A 22,556-nucleotide genomic window follows, 5' to 3' on the forward strand; every position below is an offset into this window, starting at 1 on the left:
AACAAATCTCCGTTTCCTGTAGCGTGACGCTATCTGGAGGAGACCTCTCCAGTCTTGCGTACCTCCTGGGAAGAGAATCTGTCGTGACAAACGTGGACCTGGGCGCTCGGCCACAGGCCGGGGCAGCACCCGCCGCGCACAATCCGCACCACAGCCGCCGCTGGGCGATCCTCGCCGTCCTCGGCCTGGCCCAGCTGATGGTGATCCTCGACGCCAGCATCGTGAACATCGCGCTGCCGTCGGCCCAGACGGCACTGAACTTCTCCACCGACGACCGGCAGTGGATCGTCACCGCGTACGCACTGGCGTTCGGCGCCCTGCTGCCGCTCGGCGGCCGGGTGGGCGACTTCATCGGTCGCAAGACCGCCCTGATCATCGGGCTGATCGGCTTCGCGCTGGCGTCCGGCGTCGGTGGCGCGGCCACCGGCTTCGGCACCCTGGTGCTCGCCCGGGCCGGCCAGGGTGTCTTCGGCGCCCTGCTGGCCCCGGCCGTGCTCTCCCTGCTGACCACGACGTTCACCGACGCGCGGGAGCGTGCCAAGGCGTTCGGCATCTACGGTGCGCTGGCCGGCGCCGGGGGCGCGATCGGCCTGCTCGCCGGTGGTCTGCTCACCGAGTACCTGAACTGGCGCTGGTGCATGTACGTCAACATCATCTTTGCGGCGATCGCCGCGGCCGGCGCCGCCGTGCTGCTGCACAACCAGCGTGCCGACGGGCGCAGTCACCGGATCGACGTGCCCGGCACGCTGACCGTCTCGGCTGGTCTGTTCGCTGTTGTCTACGGCTTCGCCAACGCCGAGACCGACGGCTTCGGCGCTGCCGGCACCTGGGGCTGGCTGGTCGCCGGGGTGCTGCTGCTGGCGGCGTTCGGCGTCATCGAGACGCGGGTGTCGCAGCCGCTGATCCCGATGCGGGTGCTGCTCGACCGCACCCGGGGCGGTGCCATCGTCGCGGTGCTGCTCACCGGCGTCGGTATGTTCGCGATCTTCCTGTTCCTGACGTTCTACCTGCAGCAGAACCTGGGATTCTCGCCGGTGCGCAGCGGGGTCGCGTTCCTGCCGATGGTCTTCGCCCTGGCCACCACGGCCACCGTGTCGAGCACCGTGCTGCTGCCACGCACCGGCCCGCGGCCGCTGGTCCCGGCCGGCTTCCTGATCGGCGCGGCCGGTCTGCTCTGGCTGGCCCAGATCGACGCCGCCTCCACCTACGCGGCGGACGTGGTCGGCCCGCTGATCGTCACCGGCATCGGGTTCGGCCTGGCGATGGCCCCGTCGATGACCGCGGGCACCAGTGGTGTCGAGCCGCACGACGCGGGGGTGGCCTCCGCACTGGTCAACACCGCACAGCAGGTCGGCGGCTCGATCGGCACCGCGGTGCTCAGCACGGTCGCCGCCAGCGCCATGACCGACTTCCTCGCGGGCAAGCAGGTCTCGCCGGACGTGCTGGCCGGGGCGAGCATCCACAGCTACACGTCCGCGTTCACCTGGGCGGCGGGCGTGTTCATCGCCGGCGCGGTGATCTGCGGTCTGCTGCTGCGCTCCGGCCCTCTCGACGCCGACCCGGACGGTGCCCCGGCCGCGCACATGTAGCCGGAAGGTATAGCGCCTACGTCGAACCGGCGGGACGTGCCGTTGCCTCGGGCAACGGCCGGCCCGCCGGTGCTTTTCAGACGGCCATGATCAACATGGCTGCCGGTCACCGACGTTTCATGACACCGTTGTCTGACCGGAACGCTGAACGGAGACGCCATGAAACCGTCGATCTTCGCGCCCGGCGCGACGGTGGTGCGCCGGGACGTGCTGGACGGCCGCGTCTGGGGCGTGACCGCGCACCGCGCCCTCGACGACGACGGTGACCGCCTCACGCTGGTCTCCTGGCCCGGGGTCGTCACCTACGCGCTGACCTCCTGGATCGCCTGGCTCCGGACCGGTGCCGAGGCCAGCCGCGAGCAATCCGTTCCCGACCTGGCCGCCGGGCGCGGCGAGCTCGGTGAGTGGGTCTGGCGTGACACGGTCGTGCTGTCCTGGGTCGGTCTCGACCCCGGCTTCACCGTGCAGCGCTACCTGCCGGTCACCGGCGGCCCCGGCCACTGGAAGGTCAACTTCGAGGGGCCGGTCACCCGCACCGCATTCGGTATCGACACGTGCGACCTGCTGCTGGATCTCGTCGCCGAGCCGGACACTCTGCGGTGGCAGTGGAAGGACGAGGACGAGTATGCGCAGGCCCGGCGCCTCGGCATGATCACCGACGCCGGTCATCGCCGGGTGGAGCAGGCCCGGGAGCGGGCCGTCGCGTTCGTCGAGACACGCTCCGGCCCGCTGTCGCAGGACTGGTCGACGTGGCAGGTGCCCGCCGAGTGGCCGCTGCCGAGCCTGCCGCCGGGCGCGCTGGACCGCGGTGCACCGTGACCGTCGTCGTCGGTCAGGCGGACGCGGCCTCGGCACGGTCGTCCACCGTGGTCCGCAGGGCGCGGGCCAGCAGGTAGAGGCCGCCGAGCATGCTGGTCACGGCGACCGCGACGCCGTACGCCGGTGGCAGGTACATGGCCAGGAACCAGGACTTGGCCTCGACGCCGGTCAGGATGAAGACCAGCGGGATCAGCCCCTGCGGGAGCAGCAGGATCGGGCCGAAGGTCCAGTACAACCCGGCGACCAGGCCACCCTTCTTCGGCGCACCGGCCTTGCGGGCGGCAGCGGTGGGCCGGCCGCTGCGCATGGTGTGCAACAGGTCGGGTCCGTGGCTGGTGAGCCGGCCGATGGCCAGACTGCCCAGCAGCCGGCCGGCGAGCACGCCGGTCACCACGCTGACCGGCAGCCCTGCCCAGGTCAGCCACGGCAGGTCCAGGCGCTCGCCGAGCAGCACCACGGCGACCGCGGGCACCGCGGGCAGCAAACCGACCCAGAACAGCACGGTGGACTGGCCGGTGGTGTCGGCGCGTTCGAGCGGGTTGCTCGGGCGTTTGTGCGCGTCCGGGCCGGGGACCAGGCCGAACACCGACGAGTAGACGATCAGGCCGGCGCCGCCGCCGAGCAGGGCCGGCACGAGCGCGGCCACCCACGGCCAGGCCCAGGTGTAACCGCTCCACCAGGTGAAGCCGACGCTCAGGGCGATCGCTAGGGGACCGAAGACGATCAGGTACGCCCACTGCCGCCCGCGGACGTCGGCGCGTTCGGTGCCGATCGTCAGCGTCTGCCAGAGCGCGGTGCCGTCCTGGCTGTACAGGTTGCAGGCCGACGTGATGGCGAACAGGGCGAGCGCCGGGCCGGCCCAGGGCAGCAGGACCCGGGCGTCGAAGGTCAGTGGCAGCAGTACGGTGCCCAGCGCCCACACGATCGGCACGACGGCGGTGGTGGTGCGCAGCGGATCGCGCCACCAGGTGCGCAGCTCCTTGCGTACGATCGCGGTCGTCGGCCCGGACAACGGACCACCGTGAGCGGGAAGATGGTTCTCGCTGCCGCGGATGGTGACGCGGGCGCGGCGGGGATTGCCCAGCTCGGCCGACCAGATGAGCAGCAGCAACCCGCAGAGCACGGCCAGCCCGGCCGGCGCGCCGATCGCGAGCGGCCAGTCACCGCGCCCGGCGGCGTCCACCGCGACCACACCCCAGCTCGACGGGATCGCCCGCAGCGTGGTTGTCATCGAGGAGGAGAAACCGGTGGTGAGGATGTCGGAGTACATGATCGCGACGACGATCATCCAGCCGGACTGGGTGAGCACCAGCATCGCCGCGAACAGCACGCCGGTGATCGCCGCCCCGGCCCGCGACGCCGCGACCATCCCGAACAGCCCGTAGGCCACCCGGGACAGCAGCACCACGAACACCAGTTGCAGCGCCGCGGCCGGCACCGCGACCAGCGCCGGGACGACACCCTGCCGCGCGCCGTAGATGACCAGGGCCAGGAACCCGATCGCGGTCACCGCGGTGGTGATGCCGACGAACGCCGCCGCCAGCAACCCCACGGCGAGCTGGCGCCGCGGCATCGGCAACAGGGCGAAGTGGTCGGCACGCAGCACCGCCGAGCCACCCCACAGCGGCCCGATCAGCCAGCCGAGCGTCCACATCACGAACACGCAGGCCAGCAGATCACCCAACACCGATCTATGGGGTACGTCGGTGAGCGTCAACCCGATGGTGGCCGCCGCGAACAGCAGCCCGAACACGGCACCGACCAGCATCCACGCGGCCCGGCCACCGGTCATCGAGTTCTTGATGACCGCCAGTTTCATCCGGATCAGGACGCCAGCCACGACAGCCCCTTCCGGGCGTGCTCGTCGCCGCCGACCAGTCGTACGAAAGTCTGCTCCAACGTCGCGTCACCGCGGACCTGGCCGAGCGGGCCCGCCGCGACCACCTGGCCCCGCGCCATGATCGCCACCGTGTCGCAGAGCTGCTCGACCAGCGGCATCACGTGGCTGGACAGCACCACCGAACCGCCGCCGGCCACGAACCCGTTCAGGATCGCCTTGAGTGCCGCCGCCGACACCGGGTCCACCGCCTCGAACGGCTCGTCCAGCACCAGCAGCCGCGGCCCGTGCAGCAACGCCGTGGCCAGCCCGATCTTCTTGCGCATACCGGTGGAGTAGTCGACCACGAGGGTCCGCTCGGCCGACCCGAGTTCCATCACGTCGAGCAGCTCCTGCACCCGCCCGGCCAGCACGCCGGGGTTGATGCCGCGCAGCTCGCCGATGAACGTCAGCAGCTCCCGCCCGGTCAGCCGCTCCGGCATCGACAGCCCGTCGGGGAGCACCCCGGTCAGCGCCTTCGCCTCGGCCGGATCGGTCCAGACACCGGCACCGAAGACCTGCGAGTCGCCGGCATCCGGGCGCAGCAGCCCGACGGCCATGGACAGCAGGGTGGTCTTGCCCGCGCCGTTCGGGCCGACCAGCCCGAAGAACGAACCCTGCGGCACCACGAGGTCGACGTGCTCGACCGCTGTCTTCGAGCCGAATTGCTTGTGCAACCCGGTCAGTCGCAAGGCTGCTGTCCGACCCTCCACATCGCCACTGCCGGTTCCGGCGGACTGAGTGGTCGCTTCTGTCATGGGTCCCCTCGGTGTGCTGAGCCTGAAGGGACTCAGTTTCCCCGATCGATTGCACGCCCGCCGCCCCGTTCCGCACCGGCGTGGCTGGCTCGCAGGTCCACCGGGAACGGTGCAGGATCGTGGGGCGGAATTGCGGCTGATCATCGAGAGGGGAGAGGCATGGCCAAGCTGATCTACGTGACGAACGTGTCGCTCGACGGCTTCATCGAGGACGAACACGGCTCGTTCAACTGGTTCCCGGTCGACGACGAGGTGTTCGTGTGTCACACCGAGCACGTGCGGTCGGTGGGCACGTTCCTCTATGGCCGGCGCCTCTACGAGGCGATGTCCCTCTGGGAGACCGACCCGTCCCTGGGCGCGCAGTCCGAGCTCCGGGCCGACTTCGCGAACGCCTGGCAGGCGGCCGACAAGGTCGTCTACTCCACCACTCTCGACACGGTGAAAACCGCCGGCACCCGGATCGAACGCCGTTTCGACCCCGCCGCGGTGCGTGAGCTGAAGGCCACGGCCGGCAGCGATCTCGCCGTGGGCGGCGCCGACCTCGCGCGGCAGGCGTACCAGGCCGGGCTGATCGACGAGTGCCAGCTGTTCATCCAGCCGATCGTCGTCGGCGCCGGCAAACCAGGGCTGCCGGCCGGCATGCGCGCCGAGCTGATCGACGAGCGCCGGTTCAGCAACGGCGTGGTGCGCCTGCGGTACCGCCCGCTCGCCCAGTGACCCCCGGCCGCGTCCCGACCCTCGTGGTGCGCACTCGTCGAGGACCATGCCGGGCCGAGCGCCGTCTTCCGGCTGCAGGTTTCCTTCGACGAGACGGTACGGCGGCACGCGCGCCGCGCCGAACCGATCCCGGTCACCGCGCAACGGATGCGCGAGTGGTACACCGAACTCGACCTGCTCGGCCTACCCGGTGAGCAGGTGATCGCGGAGGCCCGTACGTACGAAGAGGTGGTCTCGACGATCCTGCACACCAGCGGCCTGGCCGAAACCGCGGCCCTGACCCCCTGCCCGACGCGGTGCCCACGCTGCGCTGCTCGCGCGCGCGGCGGCTGAAGGGCGTCACGTGTCGCGGTTGGCCTTGCCGTCCAGGCGCAGTTCGTTGCTGGGGTCGCTGTGCGCGGTGCCGCTGTTGACGTGCTTGTCACCGATCGTCGTCCCGTTCTTGATCACGTGGACGAGAGCCATGGCGTGCCCGCGGCCGAGCTCGTAGTCGTCCTTGAGCCACTGCACGATCACGCCCGCCTTGGTGTCGGCGTCGTAGCCACGCGCGTGCGCCTCGGCAACGAGATCAGCGGGAATCTTGCCGGTCTTGACCTCGATCGCGTCGAGGTATGCCTGGAAGGACATGGTGCGCTCCTGACAGAGATTGAGTGCGGTAGTGCCACTCTAAAGTCTCCGCGGCGTAACCTGCTCTGGTGGGAGCGATCGTGCCGTGGTTGACCTTCGTCGCCGTGCTGGCGGCAGTTCTGGGCGGCCTGACGTGGCTCGCGGCCCGGGTCCGTCGTAGCGGGGTGGGCCGGGACATCATGGGGCCGGTGGACCTGATCTATCGTCCGGACACGTATCGGATCCATCAGGAGATCCGCGTTCAGGAGGACCGCTCGGTGGCCATGCCGTCGCCGGGTGATCCGCTGCATTAGCGACAGCGCAGGTTCTTGATCATCATGGGGTGGGCATTTTCTCGTTGTCGATTCCGCCGCTGTTCGCGGCTCTCGGTTCATCCCGCAACGTTCTGATCGCCGGTGCGGGCGGCGGTTTTGACGTGTACGCGGGTCTGCCGCTGGCCGTGGCGCTGTGGAACAGCGGCGTGCGGGTCCACCTGGCCAACCTGTCCTTCTCCGAACTCGAACTGATCGACCGCGACGCGTGGATGACCGAGCACGTCGCGGCGATCTCACCGGAGACGACCAGCCCGGATTGGTATTTCCCGGAGGGAACGCTCGCCCGCTGGCTGGCGGCTCACGACCTGCCGTCGACGGTCTACGCCTTCCCGCCGCTCGGTGTCCAGACGTTGCGCGAGGCGTACCGGCACCTGATCGACAGCCTGGGCATCGACGCGATCGTGCTGGTCGACGGCGGCACGGACGTCCTGCTGCGCGGCGACGAGAGCAACCTCGGCACGCCGGTGGAGGACATCACCAGTCTGGGTGCGGTGGCGGGCCTGGACGTGCCGGTCAAGCTGGTCACCTGCCTCGGATTCGGGATCGACGCTTTCGACGGCGTCAACCATGTGCAGGTGCTGGAGAACATCGCCGCGCTGGACCGGGAGGGCGGTTATCTGGGCGCGCTGTCCATTCCGAATGCGAGTCGGGAGGCGGTGTTGTATCGCGACGCCGTCGCGGATGCTCAGGCGGCTACGCCGGCACGGCCGAGCATCGTGCACGGGCAGATCGAGGCCGCGACCCGAGGGGCGTTCGGCGATGTTCAGTTCAGCCGGCGGACCAGTGGGAGCGCGCTGTTCGTCAATCCGCTGATGGCCATCTACTTCACGGTCGGCCTGGACAAGCTGGCGGCCCGATGTCTGTATCTGGACCGCATCGAGAACACCATCGGCAGGCGGCAGGTGATCAGCCGCATCGAGGCGTACCGCAACGAGGTCTCGCCACGGATTCCACGCGCCTTCCCGCACTGAGCCCTTCGTCGGCTGAAACCTGGGGGAACCGGCACGCATGGCCCGCGCGGATTGCCGGAGCGGATTATCGGTCTGGTCGGCAGAGGTGTAGTGCGCTGGTGTGAAATGCCCGGCGGGCGTCCGTGGCGGAAAGCCGGCCGGCCGCCACCTCGGCGGCTGCCACGTGGATGAGGCCGATCACCGCTGCGCCGAGCCATGCCGGTGGGACCCGGGCGTCGAACTCGCCGGCGGCCTGGCCGCGTTCGATCAAGCGGGTCAACCGGTCGGTGATCGGCGCGTGTCGCTGCGGATCGACTTCGGGTGCCCCGTTCAACGCGTCGGTGTGCAGGATGGGGTATTTCGTGAGGATCTCCCAGAGGAGATCCAGCCAGTGTCCGAGGGTCTCAGTCGGCAGGCCTTTCTCCGGATCGAGCCGGTCCACCTGGGACGTCACGTCGGCCGCGATGTGGCCGATCACCGCGGCGATCAGTTCCTCGCGGGTCGGATAGTGGGCATAAACGGTCTGGCGGGCTACCCCCGCTGCGGTCGCGATGTCACGCATGCTGGCCTGCGGCCGTTCGGCCAGCAGATCGATTGCGGCCTGCCGCACGGCTGCGCGGCTCCGTTCGGCGTCCGCCCGACGAGCTCTTAACTCTGACACAGTTGTCAAGGATAGCGGACGCGCTTATCTTGGACAGCGATGTCAGAGATAGCGGGGGTTCGTTGATGGAGCCGTTGATTGTTCTCGTCGCCGTGACCGCGATCCAGTCCGTCGTCCGACGGAGCCGACCGTGGTCCCTACCCTTGCGCGACGGCCTCGCCGCGATGTTCGTCATGACCGGGACGGCGCACTTCGTCGGCCTGCGCGACACGATGATCGCCATGGTGCCGCCCGGCCTCCCGGCGCCGGCCGCGCTGGTCTCGATCTCCGGGGCACTCGAGCTGCTGGGTGCGGTCGGCCTGCTCTGGTCGCGTACCAGGCCCTGGGCCGGCCTCGGCCTGTTCCTGCTGCTGCTCGCGGTCTTCCCGGCCAACGTCCACGCCGCCCGCGCCGGCATCTCGACCAGTCCCGGCGACTCGCTGCTGCCCCGGACCCTCATCCAGCTGGTCTTCCTGGCGGCGACTCTCGCGATCCCGGTCGGGTGTTGGCGCTCGCGTCGGCGGGCGTCCCCGAGTCGTCCGATGGCCGGCGCAGGGCGAGGCGCCTACGGGGTCGACGGCGAATTCAGCCGGGTGTCCGCGGGCACGCAGCTCACGATCGTTGTCCTGGTCTGGCTCGGGCTGGTCGCTCTCACGGTCACCGCCCTCGCCCGGGGCTGGATCGTCGTCGCCGTCCTCGCTGGGGTGGTCGCGCTCGGGCTGCTGTTCGCGATCGCCACGTACGCCTATACGACCCGCGTCGGCAAGTTCCGGGTCTGGTCCGCACTGCTCACCGGCCTGCGGCTGGACGGTGACGAGGAACTGCTCGACCTCGGCTGCGGCCGCGGCGCCGTCCTGCTCGCCGCGGCCAGACTCCTGCCACGAGGCCACGCGACCGGTATTGATCGGTGGCAGGCCGACCAGACCGGCAACTGCGCCGACGCCACCCACCGCAACGCCCGGAGCGAGGGGGTTGCCGACCGGGTTCGTCTGTTCACCGGTGACATCCGCCGGCTACCTTTCGACGACCACAGCTTCGACGTCATCGTCAGCAGTCTGGTCCTGCACAACATCCCCGACGCCGACGGCCGGCGGGCGGCACTCGACGAGGCGGTCCGCGTACTGCGTCCCGGCGGCCGCCTGCTGATCGCCGACCTGGCGCACACCGGCGACTACCTCGCGCGCCTGCGACACCACGGCCTCACGGCCGGCCGCCGCAACCTGGGACCCCGAATGTGGTGGACGGGCCCATGGGGACCGACCCACCTGGTGACGGCCACCGCCGGAGCTGATCGACAGTCGTCACCGGAGCCGGCGCCGCTCTGATACCGGCCAGGTGGATGGACTGTTCGGGGACCGTGCCCACCGTACGGATAATGTTTCGGGGTAGTCGAACTTTTTGAGCTGGCTGTGCGTGAGCTGTGTCGTGAACCGGAAACGGGTGGCCGGTCTTGACGGTCTGCGTGGGCTCTGTGCCCTCTATGTGATGCTGTTCCACTGCTGGGCTTACACATTTCGGGGGTTTCCGCGTTATCGCGGGCCGGACTGGCTGAGCTGGCTCGGATTCGGGCGGCTCAGCGTGGTGCTTTTCCTGGTGTTGTCGGGGTTCTCGCTGGCGCTGGGCGCCGCGCACAACGGCTGGCGGCTGGGCGGGCTGGCCCGGTATGCCCGGCGGCGGGCCTGGCGGATCCTGCCCGCCTACTGGGCCGCGCTGGCGTTCAGCCTGGTCGTCGCGTGGGCCGTGGTGCGCCAGCCGCACTCCGCGGAGCCGGACGCCGGGTCGGTGGTGGTCTACACGCTGCTGCTTCAGGATCTGTTCGCCGGACCCACCCCGAACGGCGCGTTCTGGTCGATCGGGGTGGAGGTGCTTTTGTACGGCGTACTCCCGCTGCTTTTGATTTTGTGTCGCCGGGTCGGCCCGGCGGTGATGCTGGGCGTCGTCACCCTGCCGGTGGTCGTGGTCGGTTTTGTGGTTTTCGACGGTTCGCCGCCGCAGGCCGACAATTGGCTGGCCCCGCATCTCGTGCCGGCTTTCGCGGCCGGGGTGGTGGCGGCGGGCGTGGTCGCGGCGGGTGATCGTCTGCGCCGTTTGCCGTGGGCCGGATTGGCGCTGCTGGCCGCGATTCCGGCCGGGGCGCTCATCCTCTATCAGGGGTCGCGGTGGATGGTCACCCACTATTACTGGGTCGATCTGGCGGTTGTCCCGGCGATGACGTTGTTTTTGCTGGCGGTGGTGAGCGGGCGGCCCGCCGGGCTGGTCCGGCTGCTCGACTCGGCGCCGTTGCGGGGCCTGGGGTCGATTTCGTACAGCCTCTATCTGATTCATCTGCCGATCGTGGTGGTGATCGACAAGAAGGTGGTGGCGCCGCAGCTGGGTCACGGGACTGTGGCGTTCGTGGTGACGACGGTGCTTGCCGGTGGGTTCTCGCTGATCGGGGCGTGGTTCTTCGCCAAGGCGTTCGAGGTGCCGTTCCGCTCGTGGGCGGACGTCAGGAACGTGCTGCGGCCGCCGGCGCCCGCCGCAGGCGTGAACGACGACGGCCGCAACGTGCTCACCGGATCCGGCGTGCGTTCCGGTCCCCGGCTGGCGCTCAGGGGTGCCTCCCCGCCCTCGAGACACCCCTGACCACCAGCCGGGAACGCGGAGCCTGCGGGCGGTCCGGGCGGTGGTGTGGGCAGTGGGGTGGGTGACCGGGTGTCAGCGGGTGCGCGGCGGTGCACCCGCCGGCCGGGTGGCCCGCTCCGGGGAGGGCGGTGAGAGTCCGCATAACCAGATCGCGTGCGTTTGGAGCCCACCCGCGGGCGGTAGGCGCACGCACACCCCGATCGCGGACCGCCACCGCCCCGAATCCGACCCACCGCGGATCGCTGCCGCCTCAGCCGGTGTGCAGGGCGCCGTGCAGGAACAGGTGGACCGCCTGGTCGGCTGGCAGGGGTGGCCGGTTGGGGGTCGCCGGCCGGATACCGCCGAAGATCATGCCGACGAATGCCTCCGCCAGGACGGGGGAGGGCAGGCGTAGGTCCGGCTCATCTGGTTGCAGCACTCGCGCGACGGCTTGCCGGATTTCGGGAAGTGTGCTGAACGGGCGGAGATCGTTCTCTGCACCGGTGGCCGGACGGGTGGTGTGCGGCAGGGCGTCGAGGTCGGTGCGGAGGCGACGGTAGTAGGCGTCGAGAACGTCGATCACTTCGACGAGGCGTGCGGCGAGCGGCTGATCGGTGCGGATCGCGTGGAGCTTCCGTATTTCCTCGGCGGGGTTGGCGATCGCGCTCACGGCGTCCATCAGCGCGAATAAACACGCCTGCATGACAGCCTCCGTGTCGGCGAAGGCGGTCAGTAGATCAGCTTCGCTGACGCCTGCTGCCTGAGCGATCTGCGCGGTGGTCAGCGTGTGCAGATCTTCCATGAGCGGAATGGCTGCCTGCACGACGGTCTGGCGCACCTGCTCGGGATCCGGTCCGGTCATCAGTCCTCCCACGGGCCCACGGCCCATGGTAGGAGCGGGGTGCGAGCCCGGCCGGAGCTGGCGGGTCGCGTCGAGCATGGGGATTGGCGCTCCTGCCGGTAGGGCTGTGCTGGGTGCGTTTCGCGGCTATCGTGCTGACGGTCGCACGTGGAAAGGATCAATCGGGGATGAGTCCGGACCGCAGCCACGACGACGACCGCGGCCGCGTCGTCTTCAGCAACCCTGTGCTCGTATGAACGACACCGTGGATGAGGAGAGCGCTGCGCTTCGCGCGGCTCTGGCTCGGAACGCCTCGCTGCTCGCGGTGCTGGAGCGGGCCGCGGTGCTGGACCTGCCCGGCTGGTATCTGACCGGTGGCGCGGTGTTCCAGACCGTCTGGAACGTTGTCACCGGGCAGCCGGCCACCGCCGGGATCAGGGACTACGACCTGTTCTACTTCGACGGCAGTGACCTGTCCTGGGAAGCCGAGGACCGGGTCATCACCGCGGCGGCGGTGGCCTTTGCGGACGTCGGGGTCAGCGTGGAAGTGCGGAACGAGGCGCGGGTGCACCTCTGGTACGAGCAGAAGTTCGGGGCGGCCTGCCCGCCCTACGACTCGACCGAGGCGGCCATCGACTCGTTCGTCGCCACCACCTGCTCCGTCGGGGTCCGGGTGGAGCAGGGCGGGCGGTGGCGGATCTACGCGCCGCACGGGCTCGGGGACGTGTTCAACCTGGTGCTGCGGCCCAATCCGGGGGAGGGGCGGCGGGAAGCCTACGAGACGAAGGCGGCGCGGTGGGCTCGGCAGTGGCCCGAGCTCACGGTTCTTGAGTGGCCGGAATGAACGACGGGAACGTCACCCCGGTCAGGTTCTCCGAGGCGGTCCACAGGCGTTGCTGGACGGCCACCTCGTACGAATCAGGGCTTGAAATGACGAGTCGCGGGTTGCCCTTGATCTCGAAGCGGCCGCCGGGGCCGTAGTACTGGCCGCCGAGCGTGGCCGGGTCGGTGGCGGCGCGCAAGGTGGGCAGGGCGCCCATCGCCGGGGTCTGGGTGATCAGCGGCGCGAGCGCGGTGAGCGGGAGCCGCAGAGCCGCGGGGGTGTTGCGGGCGAGCTCGGTGCTGGACACGCCGGGGTGTGCGGCGACCGCGACGGTGGTGCCGTGGGTGGCGAGGCGGCGTTGCAGCTCGTAGGTGAACATCAGGTTGGCCAGTTTGGACTGGCCGTAGGCGCCGACCCGGCTGTACGAGCGCTCCCACTGCAGGTCGTCGAAGTGGATCGCGGCCCGGATGCGGTGACCGGTGCTGCTGACCGTGACCACGCGGGAGCCGGGCACCGGCAGCATCAGGTCCAGCAGCAGGCCGGTGAGCGCGAAGTGGCCCAGGTGGTTGGTGCCGAACTGCATCTCGAAGCCGTCGCGGGTGGTCTGCTGCGGGGTGTACATCACGCCGGCGTTGTTGATCAGCAGGTCGATCCGGGGGAGCCGGGACCGCAGCGCGGCGGCCGCGGTACGGACCGAGTCGAGTGAGGTCAGGTCGAGCGCCTGCACGCTCACGTCGCCGGTGATCCGGGCCGCGGCCTGCTCGCCCTTGTCGGTGTTGCGCACCGCGAGCACCACGGATGCTCCGCGCTCGGCGAGGGCCTTGGCGGTCTCGAACCCCAGTCCGGTGTTGGCGCCGGTCACCACCGCGACCCGTCCGTGCTGGTCGGGGATGTTCGCCGTCGTCCACTGCTCGCTCATGTCGGGCTCCTCGTTCACTAACGTACCGAAGGTATCTTGTGCCGACGACGTTAAAGTACCTTCGGTATGTTGTCAACGTACCGCGCGGGTACTTAAGTTAGGCTGGCGGCCGTGACATTCCAGCGGGCGCGGACCGAAGAGCAGCGGGAGATCCGCCGGCGGGCGATCCTCGACGGGGCGTCGGCGATGCTCGACGAGATGCCGGTGGCCGCGGTCACCCTGAACGAACTCAGTCGCCGGGTGGGGCTGGCGAAGCCGAACGTGTTGCGTTATTTCGAGTCGCGCGAGGCGGTGCTGCTGGAACTGCTGGATCTCTTCCTGCGGGAGTGGCTGGCGGAGCTGGCCGGCGAGCTGGCCGCCGGGGTCGGTGAGGATCTGCCGATGGCGGAGCGGGCGACGGCGGTGGCCGAGATCCTCAGCCGGTCGCTCTCCGGCCGGGTGGTGCTGTGTGACCTGTTCGGGGCGCAGGGCAGCGTGCTGGAGCGCAACGTCTCGGTCGAGGTGGTGACCCGCTACAAGCGTGCGTCGCTGGAGCGGTTGGCCACGATGTCCGGCCTGCTCGGGAAGTACCTGCCGGAGCTGGGGGAGGACGCCACCCTGGTCAGCTTGCAGGCCATGGTGCTGGCCGGTGCGCTGTCGGCGTACAGCACGCCGCCGCCCAGCCTGCAGGCGGCGTATCTGGCCGAGCCCGAGCTGGGCCGCTTCCACATGCCGTTGGCGGACTCGTTGAAGATGGCGCTGACCGCGACCCTGCTGGGCGTGCTACCCCGCTGACCGGCGAGCGGCGCGCCAGCCGGCGACCCCCAGGGCCGCGGCGATGAGGATGCGGCGGTCGGGCATCAGGTGCGTAGGTGGGATGCGCCGTTGAGGTCCAGGATCGCGCCCGAGGACCACGTCGCCTCCGGGGAGCTGAGGTAGGCCACGGCCGCGGCGACCTCCTCCGGAGTGCCGACCCGGCCGAACGGGCTCTGTGCCAGCAACGCCTCGCCCGCCGTTCCGGCGAGCTTCGCCGCCTGCCGGTCGGTGCTGACGAAACCGGGCGCGACCGAGGTCACCGCGATCTGGTACGGGGCGAGCGCCACCGCCATCGACTGTCCGAAAGCGTGCAGGCCGGCCTTCGCGGCGCCGTACGCGGGATAGTCCGGCTCGCCGCGGAACGCACCGCGGGAGCCGACGTTGACGACGCGGCCGGGCGCGCCCCGGTCGATCAGGTGCCGGGCCACCAGGTACGTGACGTTGGCCGCGCCGATCAGGTCGACGTCGAGCATCCGGCGCCATGCGTGCTGCCAGTCCGCGTAGGACACGTCGGCGACGGCGTGCCGGTTGCTCTCCGCGGGGGCCACCGCCGCGTTGTTGACCAGGACGTCGATGCCGCCGAGCGCGGCCACGGCGGCGTCCACGATGCCGGCGGCCTGATCGGGATCGCTCACGTCGCCGTGCACCAGGGTGTGACCCGAACCGGACAGCCGCGCCAGGGTCTGCTCGGCCTCCGCGCGGGCGGAGCCGTAGTGCACCGCGACCCGGTCGCCGCGCGCGGCGAGGGCGACCGCGATGGCCCGGCCGATACCGCGCGACGCTCCGGTCACCAGGGAACGCGTGATCGCCTGTGGGGTTGTCACGGCTCTGAGCTAACCATCTCGCCCCGGGGTGACGACGGTCACGTCCGGTAATTGTCCGGTTGGTGTCCGACCGGTGTCAGGCACACCTGTTTGTATGGGTTCATCGACGTTTTGCGCCATTCGATGGCGACTCTCTCCCCTGGAGGACTGACGATGCGAGTCGAGTTCGACGAGCCCAAGTGCGTCGCCGCCGGGCAGTGCGTGATGGTGGCGCCCGACGTGTTCGACCAGCGTGACGAGGACGGCGTGGCGATCGTGCTCGACGCGGAACCCGGCCCGGAGCTGCACGACGAGGTGCGCGAGGCGGCGGCGGTGTGCCCGGCCGCCGCGATCCGCCTGGTCGAGCCGTGAACCGGATCGTCGTCGTGGGCGCGTCGGCTGCGGGTCTCGCGGCCGCCGAGACCCTGCGCCGCGAAGGGCATTCCGGATCGGTCACGCTGGTCGGCGAGGAGCTTGATTTTCCGTACGACCGTCCGCCGCTGTCCAAACAGATCCTCGCCGGGGAATGGGAGGCCGAGCGGCTGGTACTGCGTACCAAAGAAGATTTTGATCGGCTCGATCTCGACCTGCGCCTCGGTGCGGTCGCCGTCGGCCTCGACCCGGGCGCGCGCCTGGTGCGGCTGGTCGGCGGTGAGCAGCTCGGCTACGACGGGTTGATCGTGGCCACCGGGGTGCGGCCGCGCCGGCTGCCCGGCCGGGGCGGACACGTGCTGCGAACCCTGCGCGACGCCGTCGAGCTGCGCAAACGGCTCGGACCGGGCCGGCGGCTCGTGGTGGTCGGCGCGGGTTTCCTCGGTGCCGAGGTGGCCGCGGTGGCGCGCGGCCTGGGCTGCGAGGTGACGCTGCTGGAACCCGCACCGGTTCCGCTGGCGCACGCCGTCGGCGAGCAGGTCGGCCGGGTGCTCTCCGAGGCGCATCGGGAGCACGGCGTCGACCTGCGCACCGGTGTCGCAGTGACCGAGGTGACCGATTTCGGCGTGACCCTGTCCGGCGGAGAGCTGGTCGCCGCCGACGAGGTGCTGATCGCGATCGGATCGGTACCCAACACCGAATGGCTGATCGACAGCGGTCTGCCGATCGACGACGGGCTGGTCTGCGACGCGTTCAGCGCCGCCGCCCCGCAGATCTACGGCGCCGGTGACGTGGCCCGCTGGCACAACCCGCGGTTCGGGGTGAGCATGCGCATCGAGCACCGCACCAACGCCGCGGAACAGGGCATGGCCGCCGCCCGCAACCTGCTGCACCCCGACGCGCGCACACCGTTCACGCCGGTGCCGTACTTCTGGTCGGACCAGTACGACATGAAGATCCAGGCGTACGGCTACCTGCGCGGCCACGACACCGTCGAGATCACCGAGGGCGACCTCGCCGGGCGGCGGTTCCTGGCCACCTACCGCAAGCAGGGCCGGCTGGTCGGCGCGCTCGCCGTCGGTTTGTCACCCAAGGCGCTGCGCCCCTGGCGGCAGGCCCTGATCACCCAGGAGCTCCAATGATCAACCGTGATGTCGTCGTCGTGACCGGCGCCGGTGGGATGGGCCTGGCGGTCGCCCGGCGTATCGGCAGCGGCCGTACCGTCATCCTGGCCGACGCGTTCGCCGCGCCGCTGGATCGGGCGGTCGCCGCCCTGACCGCGGAAGGGTACGCGGCCGTCGGCCACCTCACCGACGTCGCCGACGCCCGCGCCGTGGTCACGCTCGCCGAGGCGGCCGCGTCCGAGGGCCGGATCACCGCCGTGGTGCACACCGCCGGGGTCTCCGCGGCCACCGCCACGGTCGAGAAGATCATGCGGGTGGACCTGGCCGGGACCGCGCACGTCATCGACGCCTTCGAACCGGTCGCGACCCGCGGCACGGCGCTGGTCTGCATCGCCAGCATGGCCGGGCACTATGCGACGCTGAGCCAGGCCGACGAGCTGGCGCTGGCCACCGCGCCCAGCGCCGAGCTGCTGTCACTCGACGTGGTGACCGCGGCGGCCGGGGCGGAGCCGGTGGCGGCGTACATCATCGCCAAGCGCGCCAACCAGGTCCGGGTCCAGGCCGCGGCCCTCGCCTGGAACCGGCGCGGCGCCCGGATCAACACGGTCAGCCCCGGCGTCGTCGCGACCGCGATGGCCAGGTCCGAGGCCGAGTCCGCGTCGGGCGAGCACATGCTGGCCATGCTCGACGCCTGCGGGGCCGGCCGTACCGGAACACCCGCCGAGGTCGCCGACGTGGTGGCGTTCCTGACCGGTCCCGCGTCGCTCTACATCACCGGCACCGACGTCCTGATCGACGGCGGTCAGGCCGCCTGGATCCGCTGGCACCGCAGCGCGACGCCGCGGGGTGGAGAGCCCCACGGCGCCGCACCGGTCACCGTCAGCTGACGGTGAGCGCGGTGTCGTCGATGACGAAGGACGTCTTCAGCGAGGAGTCCTCCACCCCGGTGAACTTCAGGGTCACGGTCTGCCCGGCGAAGGCGGCCAGACTGTACGAGCGCAGGGTGTAGGCGCTCGCGTTGAGGTTGGAGAACGTCTGCAGCGTGGTCGTGCCGACCTGCACGGTCAGCTTGTCGTACTGGGTGCTGGAGGTCGTCTCCGACGTGCTGATCTTCAGGTAGAACGACAGCGTGTACGCGGTGCAACCGCTCGGAATGGTCACCGACTGCGACAGGGTCTCGGTGTTGGTCGAGCCGTTGCCGTTGAGCCACGCGTCACGGGTGCCGGTGCGCGGCGCCCCGTCACCGGTGTTCGCGCCGATCACGCCGGTCGACGCGGTCCACGGCGTCGTCGCGGTCTCGAAGCCGGGGTTGCCGAGCTTCTGACCGGCGCCGGTGCACCCGCCGGTGGTGCCGACCGTCAACGTGTACGCGGCGGTGTGCGTCGCGGAGCCCGTCCCGGTCACCGTGATGGTGTACGAACCGGAGGCGGCGGCCGTGGTGGTCGCCACGGTCATCGTCGCCGAGCCGCCGGAGGTGACCGACGCCGGGCTGAAGCTCACCGTGACCCCGGTGGGCGCGCCGGAGCTGGTCAGCGCGACGGTCTGCGCGCTACCCGAGGTGGTGGCGGTGCTCACCGTGGTCGTGGCCGAGGAGCCCGGGGTCACCGTGGCCGTGCTCGGGCTCAGCGCCACCGAGAAGTCGTTGGCCGTCGACGTGGCCGTGGTCAGCGTCCACGCGGCGTACAGCTCGGCGTTGGCCCAGCGGCCCAGCGAGGTGCTGTTGATGTTCGACGGGTACGAGTCACACGCCTTGTGGTAGCACGGGTCGTACGCCGACCCGGCCGTGCCGCCCCACTTGGTCACCTGGGCGCTGGTCTTGGTGTAGCTGGCCCCGGTCGAGTTGATCGACGACGGGATGCCGGCGTTGCGGAACGAGCCGTCGTCGCTGCAGCACTCGGTCGACGTCTCGGTCGGCACGCTGATCGAGGTGAAGTAGTCGCGCAGCTTCACGGCGACCGCGTCGGTGCCGGTGACGAAGTAGCCACCGTTCGTCGACGCGATCATGTCGAACGTGCCGTACGCCTTGATCGCGGTCTTCTGCGCCGTGGTCAGCGAGTTGACGTAGAACTTGGAGCCGATCAGCCCCTGCTCCTCGCCGGCCCACCAGCCGAACCGGACGTGGTTGGTCATCGTCGGGTTGTTCGCGGCCAGCACGAGCGCGGCCTCGAGCAGCGTGGCCGTGCCGGAGCCGTCGTCGTTGATGCCCGGACCGGCCGACACGCTGTCGGAGTGCGCGCCGAACATGTAGGTGTTGCTGGTGTTGCCGCCCGGCCAGTCGGCGATGATGTTCTTCGCCGAGCCGCCGCTGCACGTGGTGCAGGTCTGCACGGTGACGGTGTACCCGGCCGCCTGCAGCTTCTGCTGCAGGTACGTCGTCGTCGCGGTGTGCCCCGCCGTGCCGGTCGCCCGGTTGCCGCCGTTGCTGGTGGCGATGGTCTGCAGCTGCTGCAGGTGGGTGTTGACGTTGGCGACACTGACGGTCGGTGCGGCCAACAGGGCAGCGCTGCTCGCGGACACGGGTGAGCCGGCCGATCGCATGCCGGTCGAGGCTGTGGCCGGCAGCGCGCTGAGCGCCACCGTCGCCGCGACGAAAACAGCTAGGGCAGGTCCTGCCGTCACCGTTCTGAGTCTCATGTGGGGGGCTCCTAGGGTCGAGGCCGATTCACGGCTTGCCGTAGGAGATCAGTAACGGGCCATCGGGCACAAGATATCGAAATACTTATATTCCTGAGCCGCGCGTGCGCCGATGCTGCCGTCCAGGCGTCAATGTGTGGACGGCAGCCCGGCCGCGGTGGCGGCGATCATGCGTTGCAGCGTCGGCCGGAACGGCGGGAAGACCCGGGCGATCTCCGGTTCGCGGTCGTACAGCTGCCGCAGCGCCTCCGGGGGGCGGGTCAGCGGGAACAGTTTCGCGACGAACGCGCTGGCGGCCATGACCAGGGACGCTCCGTCGGTGTCGGACAACTGCGGGCAGGCGACGGTGATCTGCCGGCCGACGGTGAAGTAGGTGTCGATGGCCCACACCTTGTAGACGCGCAGGGCCGCGACGGAGACGTTGTGTTCCAGCATGGTCTCGGCGTGGGTGGTGAGGTCGCAGTAGAGCGGCCGGTCGGCGTACGCGTCGGCGAGCGCGGTCGCCGCCGCGGAGTATCCGCTCGCCCGGCTCAGCGCGGCACCCGCGGCGGCCGACCACGCGGTGCCCTCCCGCACGGCCAGCTGCAGGTAGATCTCCTCGCGCGTCCCGAAATACCGCAGGACGGCGGACTTGGCCAGCCCGACGGCCACGGCGATGTCGCCCAGGCTGACCCGGGCCACGCCCGCGTGCTGAGCGAGCTCGGCGGCGGTGGCGAGGATGTGCTCGCGCCGCTCGGTCTTCTGTTCCGGGCGCCGGGCCCGCTGAAACGACGCTTCCATGGCAGCCATCACCATAGCCCGCCACTTAAAGGAACATCGTTCCCTTGTTAAGAGAACGATGTTCTTATAAGGTCGGCCATCGACCGCGCTACTCGTCCTTCTCACCATCGGCAGGCCCATGACCGACCTCAGCCAGACCATCGACGCCTTCGTGGCCGCGTTCAACGACCCGGCCCCCGACCTCGACCGGGTCATGTCCTTCTTCGCCGACGACGCCCGGTACCTGCCCGGGCACGGCCCCGAACTGCACGGCCACGCCGCGATCCGGAAAGAGTTCGCCCCGCAGTTCGCCGGCCGGTACGGAGCGATGACGTTCGACGTGTACGACCAGGTGATCGACGAATCCCGTCGCCGGGCGACGATCCGGTGGGCGTGCCGGCTGGACCTGACTGGCGACCACGGCCGGCGCGCGATGCCGGCGGTGCGCTGGTTCGCCCGGCTCCGCTACGGCGGCCGGATGCAGTGGCACGGCCTGGACGTCTTCCACTTCAACAGCGCGGGCCAGATCACCAGCAAGTTCACCTACGCGACCTTCCGCCTGCCCCTCTGGGAGCGGACGCGCTGACGTGCGGCAGGTCCGGCGATTCGCGGGCGCCGGGCGCGCCGCCCGTCGTGGTGGTGCGCCGGGTCAGGCGCGGTCGTGGAGGGTGATCTGGTAGCCGTCCGGGTCGGCGAAGGTGAACGTGCGGCCGAACGGGCCGTCGATCGGGGCGCTGACGATGGTGTGGCCGTCGGCGGCGAGGGCGTCGTGGATGTCCTGGACGTCGGTGGCGTGCAGCCAGATCGCCGCGCCGATGCCGGGCTGGGCGACGGACGCGAGATCGGTGCCGGGAACGATGTCGCGCAGGGCGAACGCGATCGGTTTCGTCTCGAAGACCACGGCGTGCGGCGGGCCGGCCGGCGAGCGGACCAGGCCGAGGTACTGCTCGTAGAACGCCTGCGACGCGGTGAGGTCGCGGGCCTGCAGGGAGATGAAGTCGGGGCCGGTGACGGGCATATGCTGCTCCTTCGGTTCGTGTCAGTATTCTGACACGCACCAAGGTATGTCAGACTGCTGACATGAGTCAAGACGACGCCGCGGTGGACCTGGAAACGTCACTGGGCTACCTGCTGAAGGAGGCGTCGAGCGCCCTCCGTGCCGCCATGGAGGCGGTGCTGCGGCCGCTGGGGATGACCGTGACGCACTACTCCTGCCTCGAGCTGCTGGCGCAGCGGCCGGGCCTGTCGAACTCCGAGCTGGCCCGGGGCGCGTTCGTGACCAGGCAGTCGATGAACGTGCTGCTGCAGGCATTGGAAAGAGACGGGTACGTGAGCAGGCCGGCGGCGGCGCCGGTGGGCAAGGTGCTGCCGACGCGGCTCACGGCACGCGGCCGGCGAAGCCTCGCGGCGGCCTCGGCGGCGGTCCGGTCCGTCGAGGTCCGGATGCTCGGCGGGATGAGCGAGGCGGAGCGGGCGGCCGCGTACACCCTCCTGCAGGGCATGATCCGTTCCCTGAAGGACCCCGGTGAGGGCGTGTGATCGCCGCCGGAGGCGCGTCACGGTCCGGGGTGGCGCGGACCTGGCGCGAGACTGTCACGGGACGTGGCTTGTAGCCTACGGACGTGCGCCCGGTATTCGTACCAAATGGGGTTTAATCAGACCTGTTCCATCAGGGCGTTGAGGGTGAATCGGGCGGTCGCGGCCATCGACGGGTTGGTGTCGGCGTAATAGGGGAGCGCGCCGATCGCCTGGACCAGCGCCCAGCCCCGGCCGCGCTGCCAGGTCGCGTCGTCGGCGCCGAGTGCGTCGCGGTAGGTGTTCCGGGCCGGCGCGGGCAGCAGGTTCCAGGCGGGCATCAGGTCGACCGCGCGGTCGCCGATGCCCATCGCGCCGAGGTCGATCACCGCGGTGAGGCGCCCGCCGGTGGTCAGCAGGTTGCCCGGCATGAGATCGCCGTGCAGCCAGACCGGCGGCCGGTCGTCGTGGGCCGCGTCCAGGCACTCCCGCCAGATCACGGCGAGCCGGGCGGTGTCGGTGAGGTGGGCGCTCAGCGCCAGGGATTGACGGACCTCGTCGTCCTGGTCGGCGAGCGGGCCGCCGCGGGTCTCGCCGTTCCACGGCCGGCCACCGGTGTCGAGCGTGTGCACCGCGGTCACGAAGGCGGCCAGGTCGGCGGCGAAGACGTCCGGATCGCCGATCGTGGAACCGTCCGCGATCTCGCCGGGGATCCAGCGGAACGCCGTCCACGGCCCGGGGTAGCCAGGCCCCGGCTCACCGATGCCCAGCGGCTCGGGCACGGCGGCGGGCACCCGGCCGGCGAGGCGGTGCGCGTTGACCTGTTCGTCGAGGAGGTCCTGCCGGTGCGCGTCGGCCGGCGACGGCTGCAGCGGGAACCGCAGGACGACGTCGTCACCGAGCCGGAACAGCGCGTTGACCGTGCCGCCCGAGGCGACCGGCCGCACCCGCAGGCCACGCCAGCCCGGGAATTGGCTCCCGACCAGGGCAGCGACGGTGTCCGCGGTGATGTCGACCTGGCCGGCATGCATTTTCACCCGGCGACTGTCACACCCGGAGAGCCAATTCAACAAATCC

General features: G+C 70.4%; 26 protein-coding genes. 15 read left to right on the forward strand and 11 right to left on the reverse strand.

Translation table 11 applies throughout. The annotated features are described in order from the left end of the window. Window positions 1–83: 83 nt before the first annotated feature. Window positions 84–1,589 (forward strand): MFS transporter, encoded by a 1,506-nt coding sequence (locus ADL15_RS44690; protein ID WP_067705668.1) that lies wholly within the window; start codon window positions 84–86, stop codon window positions 1,587–1,589. 159 nt (window positions 1,590–1,748) lie between these two features. Beyond that, the gene (locus tag ADL15_RS44695) at window positions 1,749–2,408 is read left to right on the forward strand and encodes a DUF402 domain-containing protein (RefSeq protein ID WP_067705670.1); all 660 of its coding nucleotides are present in this window, start codon (window positions 1,749–1,751) and stop codon (window positions 2,406–2,408) included. A gap of 13 nt (window positions 2,409–2,421) precedes the next feature. Here ADL15_RS44695 and ADL15_RS56725 read toward each other — a convergent pair whose 3' ends face one another. Together ADL15_RS56725 and ADL15_RS44705 are read right to left on the reverse strand one after the other, a co-directional pair. Then, entirely contained in the window at window positions 2,422–4,248 is a 1,827-nt protein-coding gene (locus ADL15_RS56725) for a hypothetical protein (RefSeq protein WP_067705672.1), read from the reverse strand. Further along, window positions 4,233–4,997, reverse strand: a complete 765-nt coding sequence (locus tag ADL15_RS44705) for an ABC transporter ATP-binding protein (protein WP_394326993.1) — start codon at window positions 4,995–4,997, stop codon at window positions 4,233–4,235. The genes ADL15_RS56725 and ADL15_RS44705 overlap by 16 nt, the downstream gene beginning before the upstream one ends. Window positions 4,998–5,201: 204 nt before the next feature. Here ADL15_RS44705 and ADL15_RS44710 point away from each other — a divergent pair, with 204 nt between their 5' ends. Together ADL15_RS44710 and ADL15_RS44715 are read left to right on the forward strand one after the other, a co-directional pair. Next, window positions 5,202–5,759, forward strand: a complete 558-nt coding sequence (locus tag ADL15_RS44710) for a dihydrofolate reductase family protein (protein ID WP_067705676.1) — start codon at window positions 5,202–5,204, stop codon at window positions 5,757–5,759. 147 nt (window positions 5,760–5,906) lie between these two features. Beyond that, on the forward strand, window positions 5,907–6,092 hold the full coding sequence (locus tag ADL15_RS44715; protein WP_067705678.1) for a P-loop NTPase family protein: 186 nt from the start codon (window positions 5,907–5,909) through the stop codon (window positions 6,090–6,092). A gap of 6 nt (window positions 6,093–6,098) precedes the next feature. On the opposite strand, the gene ADL15_RS44720 is transcribed toward ADL15_RS44715, so the two are convergent. After that, window positions 6,099–6,386, reverse strand: coding sequence for a DUF4287 domain-containing protein (locus ADL15_RS44720; RefSeq protein WP_067705679.1), 288 nt, complete (start codon window positions 6,384–6,386; stop codon window positions 6,099–6,101). A 68-nt stretch (window positions 6,387–6,454) separates the two neighbouring features. Between ADL15_RS44720 and ADL15_RS44725 the strand changes: the two genes are divergently transcribed. Together ADL15_RS44725 and ADL15_RS44730 are read left to right on the forward strand one after the other, a co-directional pair. Continuing rightward, entirely contained in the window at window positions 6,455–6,679 is a 225-nt protein-coding gene (locus ADL15_RS44725; RefSeq protein ID WP_067705681.1) for a hypothetical protein, read from the forward strand. Window positions 6,680–6,708: 29 nt separating this feature from the next. Continuing rightward, window positions 6,709–7,671, forward strand: a complete 963-nt coding sequence (locus ADL15_RS44730) for a DUF1152 domain-containing protein (protein ID WP_232344938.1) — start codon at window positions 6,709–6,711, stop codon at window positions 7,669–7,671. Between the two features lie 64 nt (window positions 7,672–7,735). On the opposite strand, the gene ADL15_RS44735 is transcribed toward ADL15_RS44730, so the two are convergent. Next, on the reverse strand, window positions 7,736–8,260 hold the full coding sequence (locus tag ADL15_RS44735; protein ID WP_083972512.1) for a TetR/AcrR family transcriptional regulator: 525 nt from the start codon (window positions 8,258–8,260) through the stop codon (window positions 7,736–7,738). A 194-nt stretch (window positions 8,261–8,454) separates the two neighbouring features. Between ADL15_RS44735 and ADL15_RS53690 the strand changes: the two genes are divergently transcribed. Then, a complete protein-coding gene (locus tag ADL15_RS53690; RefSeq protein ID WP_232344939.1) occupies window positions 8,455–9,615 on the forward strand; it encodes a methyltransferase domain-containing protein in 1,161 nt (386 codons plus the stop codon). 88 nt (window positions 9,616–9,703) lie between these two features. Next, a complete protein-coding gene (locus ADL15_RS44745) occupies window positions 9,704–10,915 on the forward strand; it encodes an acyltransferase family protein (RefSeq protein WP_198171281.1) in 1,212 nt (403 codons plus the stop codon). A 250-nt stretch (window positions 10,916–11,165) separates the two neighbouring features. On the opposite strand, the gene ADL15_RS44750 is transcribed toward ADL15_RS44745, so the two are convergent. After that, a complete protein-coding gene (locus ADL15_RS44750; protein ID WP_067705686.1) occupies window positions 11,166–11,756 on the reverse strand; it encodes a TetR/AcrR family transcriptional regulator in 591 nt (196 codons plus the stop codon). Between the two features lie 232 nt (window positions 11,757–11,988). Between ADL15_RS44750 and ADL15_RS44755 the strand changes: the two genes are divergently transcribed. After that, on the forward strand, window positions 11,989–12,579 hold the full coding sequence (locus tag ADL15_RS44755; RefSeq protein ID WP_067705688.1) for a nucleotidyltransferase family protein: 591 nt from the start codon (window positions 11,989–11,991) through the stop codon (window positions 12,577–12,579). Here ADL15_RS44755 and ADL15_RS44760 read toward each other — a convergent pair. Further along, window positions 12,554–13,477 (reverse strand): SDR family NAD(P)-dependent oxidoreductase, encoded by a 924-nt coding sequence (locus tag ADL15_RS44760; protein ID WP_067705790.1) that lies wholly within the window; start codon window positions 13,475–13,477, stop codon window positions 12,554–12,556. The two genes, ADL15_RS44755 and ADL15_RS44760, sit on opposite strands and share 26 nt — an antisense overlap. A gap of 111 nt (window positions 13,478–13,588) precedes the next feature. Between ADL15_RS44760 and ADL15_RS44765 the strand changes: the two genes are divergently transcribed. Further along, complete coding sequence (locus ADL15_RS44765; RefSeq protein WP_067705690.1) at window positions 13,589–14,251, forward strand: TetR/AcrR family transcriptional regulator; 663 nt, start codon at window positions 13,589–13,591, stop codon at window positions 14,249–14,251. A gap of 65 nt (window positions 14,252–14,316) precedes the next feature. Here the strand turns inward: ADL15_RS44765 and ADL15_RS44770 are convergent, their stop codons facing one another. Next, a complete protein-coding gene (locus tag ADL15_RS44770; protein ID WP_198171282.1) occupies window positions 14,317–15,096 on the reverse strand; it encodes an SDR family NAD(P)-dependent oxidoreductase in 780 nt (259 codons plus the stop codon). A gap of 153 nt (window positions 15,097–15,249) precedes the next feature. Between ADL15_RS44770 and ADL15_RS44775 the strand changes: the two genes are divergently transcribed. Genes ADL15_RS44775 through ADL15_RS44785 form a run of 3 tightly spaced genes read left to right on the forward strand, consistent with a single transcriptional unit; the run spans window position 15,250 to window position 17,458 of the window. Continuing rightward, window positions 15,250–15,447, forward strand: a complete 198-nt coding sequence (locus ADL15_RS44775; protein ID WP_067705693.1) for a ferredoxin — start codon at window positions 15,250–15,252, stop codon at window positions 15,445–15,447. Continuing rightward, on the forward strand, window positions 15,444–16,589 hold the full coding sequence (locus tag ADL15_RS44780; protein WP_067705695.1) for an NAD(P)/FAD-dependent oxidoreductase: 1,146 nt from the start codon (window positions 15,444–15,446) through the stop codon (window positions 16,587–16,589). Before ADL15_RS44775 ends, ADL15_RS44780 begins: the two co-directional genes overlap by 4 nt. Beyond that, window positions 16,586–17,458: an SDR family oxidoreductase gene (locus tag ADL15_RS44785; protein WP_067705698.1), complete on the forward strand. Its 873-nt coding sequence runs from the start codon at window positions 16,586–16,588 to the stop codon at window positions 17,456–17,458. The genes ADL15_RS44780 and ADL15_RS44785 overlap by 4 nt, the downstream gene beginning before the upstream one ends. Here ADL15_RS44785 and ADL15_RS44790 read toward each other — a convergent pair. Together ADL15_RS44790 and ADL15_RS44795 are read right to left on the reverse strand one after the other, a co-directional pair. Continuing rightward, window positions 17,451–19,205: a M28 family peptidase gene (locus tag ADL15_RS44790; protein WP_067705702.1), complete on the reverse strand. Its 1,755-nt coding sequence runs from the start codon at window positions 19,203–19,205 to the stop codon at window positions 17,451–17,453. The two genes, ADL15_RS44785 and ADL15_RS44790, sit on opposite strands and share 8 nt — an antisense overlap. A 129-nt stretch (window positions 19,206–19,334) precedes the next feature. After that, a complete protein-coding gene (locus ADL15_RS44795) occupies window positions 19,335–19,985 on the reverse strand; it encodes a TetR/AcrR family transcriptional regulator (protein WP_067705792.1) in 651 nt (216 codons plus the stop codon). Window positions 19,986–20,103: 118 nt separating this feature from the next. Here ADL15_RS44795 and ADL15_RS44800 point away from each other — a divergent pair, with 118 nt between their 5' ends. Beyond that, on the forward strand, window positions 20,104–20,550 hold the full coding sequence (locus ADL15_RS44800; protein ID WP_067705704.1) for a YybH family protein: 447 nt from the start codon (window positions 20,104–20,106) through the stop codon (window positions 20,548–20,550). A 63-nt stretch (window positions 20,551–20,613) separates the two neighbouring features. Here ADL15_RS44800 and ADL15_RS44805 read toward each other — a convergent pair whose 3' ends face one another. Continuing rightward, window positions 20,614–20,982: a VOC family protein gene (locus ADL15_RS44805; RefSeq protein WP_067705706.1), complete on the reverse strand. Its 369-nt coding sequence runs from the start codon at window positions 20,980–20,982 to the stop codon at window positions 20,614–20,616. Window positions 20,983–21,044: 62 nt separating this feature from the next. Here ADL15_RS44805 and ADL15_RS44810 point away from each other — a divergent pair, with 62 nt between their 5' ends. Next, window positions 21,045–21,503 (forward strand): MarR family winged helix-turn-helix transcriptional regulator, encoded by a 459-nt coding sequence (locus ADL15_RS44810; protein WP_067705707.1) that lies wholly within the window; start codon window positions 21,045–21,047, stop codon window positions 21,501–21,503. A 116-nt stretch (window positions 21,504–21,619) separates the two neighbouring features. On the opposite strand, the gene ADL15_RS44815 is transcribed toward ADL15_RS44810, so the two are convergent. Next, window positions 21,620–22,510 carry an aminoglycoside phosphotransferase family protein gene (locus ADL15_RS44815; RefSeq protein WP_067705709.1) on the reverse strand — a complete coding sequence of 297 codons (891 nt, stop codon included), beginning with the start codon at window positions 22,508–22,510 and terminating at the stop codon, window positions 21,620–21,622. Between the last annotated feature and the right edge of the window lie 46 nt (window positions 22,511–22,556).

The organism is Actinoplanes awajinensis subsp. mycoplanecinus (assembly GCF_001509495.1).
Lineage (GTDB): Bacteria > Actinomycetota > Actinomycetes > Mycobacteriales > Micromonosporaceae > Actinoplanes > Actinoplanes palleronii.

What these genes read in the sequence shown, in the direction of transcription:
- ADL15_RS44760 (WP_067705790.1), bottom strand. Translation starts at nt 13,477, where the DNA reads ATGAGCGAGCAGTGGACGACGGCGAACATCCCCGACCAGCACGGACGG.
- ADL15_RS44710 (WP_067705676.1), top strand. Translation starts at nt 5,202, where the DNA reads ATGGCCAAGCTGATCTACGTGACGAACGTGTCGCTCGACGGCTTCATC.
- ADL15_RS44815 (WP_067705709.1), bottom strand. Translation starts at nt 22,510, where the DNA reads ATGCATGCCGGCCAGGTCGACATCACCGCGGACACCGTCGCTGCCCTG.
- ADL15_RS44775 (WP_067705693.1), top strand. Translation starts at nt 15,250, where the DNA reads ATGCGAGTCGAGTTCGACGAGCCCAAGTGCGTCGCCGCCGGGCAGTGC.
- ADL15_RS44785 (WP_067705698.1), top strand. Translation starts at nt 16,586, where the DNA reads ATGATCAACCGTGATGTCGTCGTCGTGACCGGCGCCGGTGGGATGGGC.
- ADL15_RS44715 (WP_067705678.1), top strand. Translation starts at nt 5,907, where the DNA reads ATGCGCGAGTGGTACACCGAACTCGACCTGCTCGGCCTACCCGGTGAG.
- ADL15_RS44800 (WP_067705704.1), top strand. Translation starts at nt 20,104, where the DNA reads ATGACCGACCTCAGCCAGACCATCGACGCCTTCGTGGCCGCGTTCAAC.
- ADL15_RS44795 (WP_067705792.1), bottom strand. Translation starts at nt 19,985, where the DNA reads ATGGAAGCGTCGTTTCAGCGGGCCCGGCGCCCGGAACAGAAGACCGAG.
- ADL15_RS44720 (WP_067705679.1), bottom strand. Translation starts at nt 6,386, where the DNA reads ATGTCCTTCCAGGCATACCTCGACGCGATCGAGGTCAAGACCGGCAAG.
- ADL15_RS44750 (WP_067705686.1), bottom strand. Translation starts at nt 11,756, where the DNA reads ATGACCGGACCGGATCCCGAGCAGGTGCGCCAGACCGTCGTGCAGGCA.
- ADL15_RS44790 (WP_067705702.1), bottom strand. Translation starts at nt 19,205, where the DNA reads ATGAGACTCAGAACGGTGACGGCAGGACCTGCCCTAGCTGTTTTCGTC.
- ADL15_RS44805 (WP_067705706.1), bottom strand. Translation starts at nt 20,982, where the DNA reads ATGCCCGTCACCGGCCCCGACTTCATCTCCCTGCAGGCCCGCGACCTC.
- ADL15_RS44695 (WP_067705670.1), top strand. Translation starts at nt 1,749, where the DNA reads ATGAAACCGTCGATCTTCGCGCCCGGCGCGACGGTGGTGCGCCGGGAC.
- ADL15_RS44810 (WP_067705707.1), top strand. Translation starts at nt 21,045, where the DNA reads ATGAGTCAAGACGACGCCGCGGTGGACCTGGAAACGTCACTGGGCTAC.
- ADL15_RS44755 (WP_067705688.1), top strand. Translation starts at nt 11,989, where the DNA reads ATGAACGACACCGTGGATGAGGAGAGCGCTGCGCTTCGCGCGGCTCTG.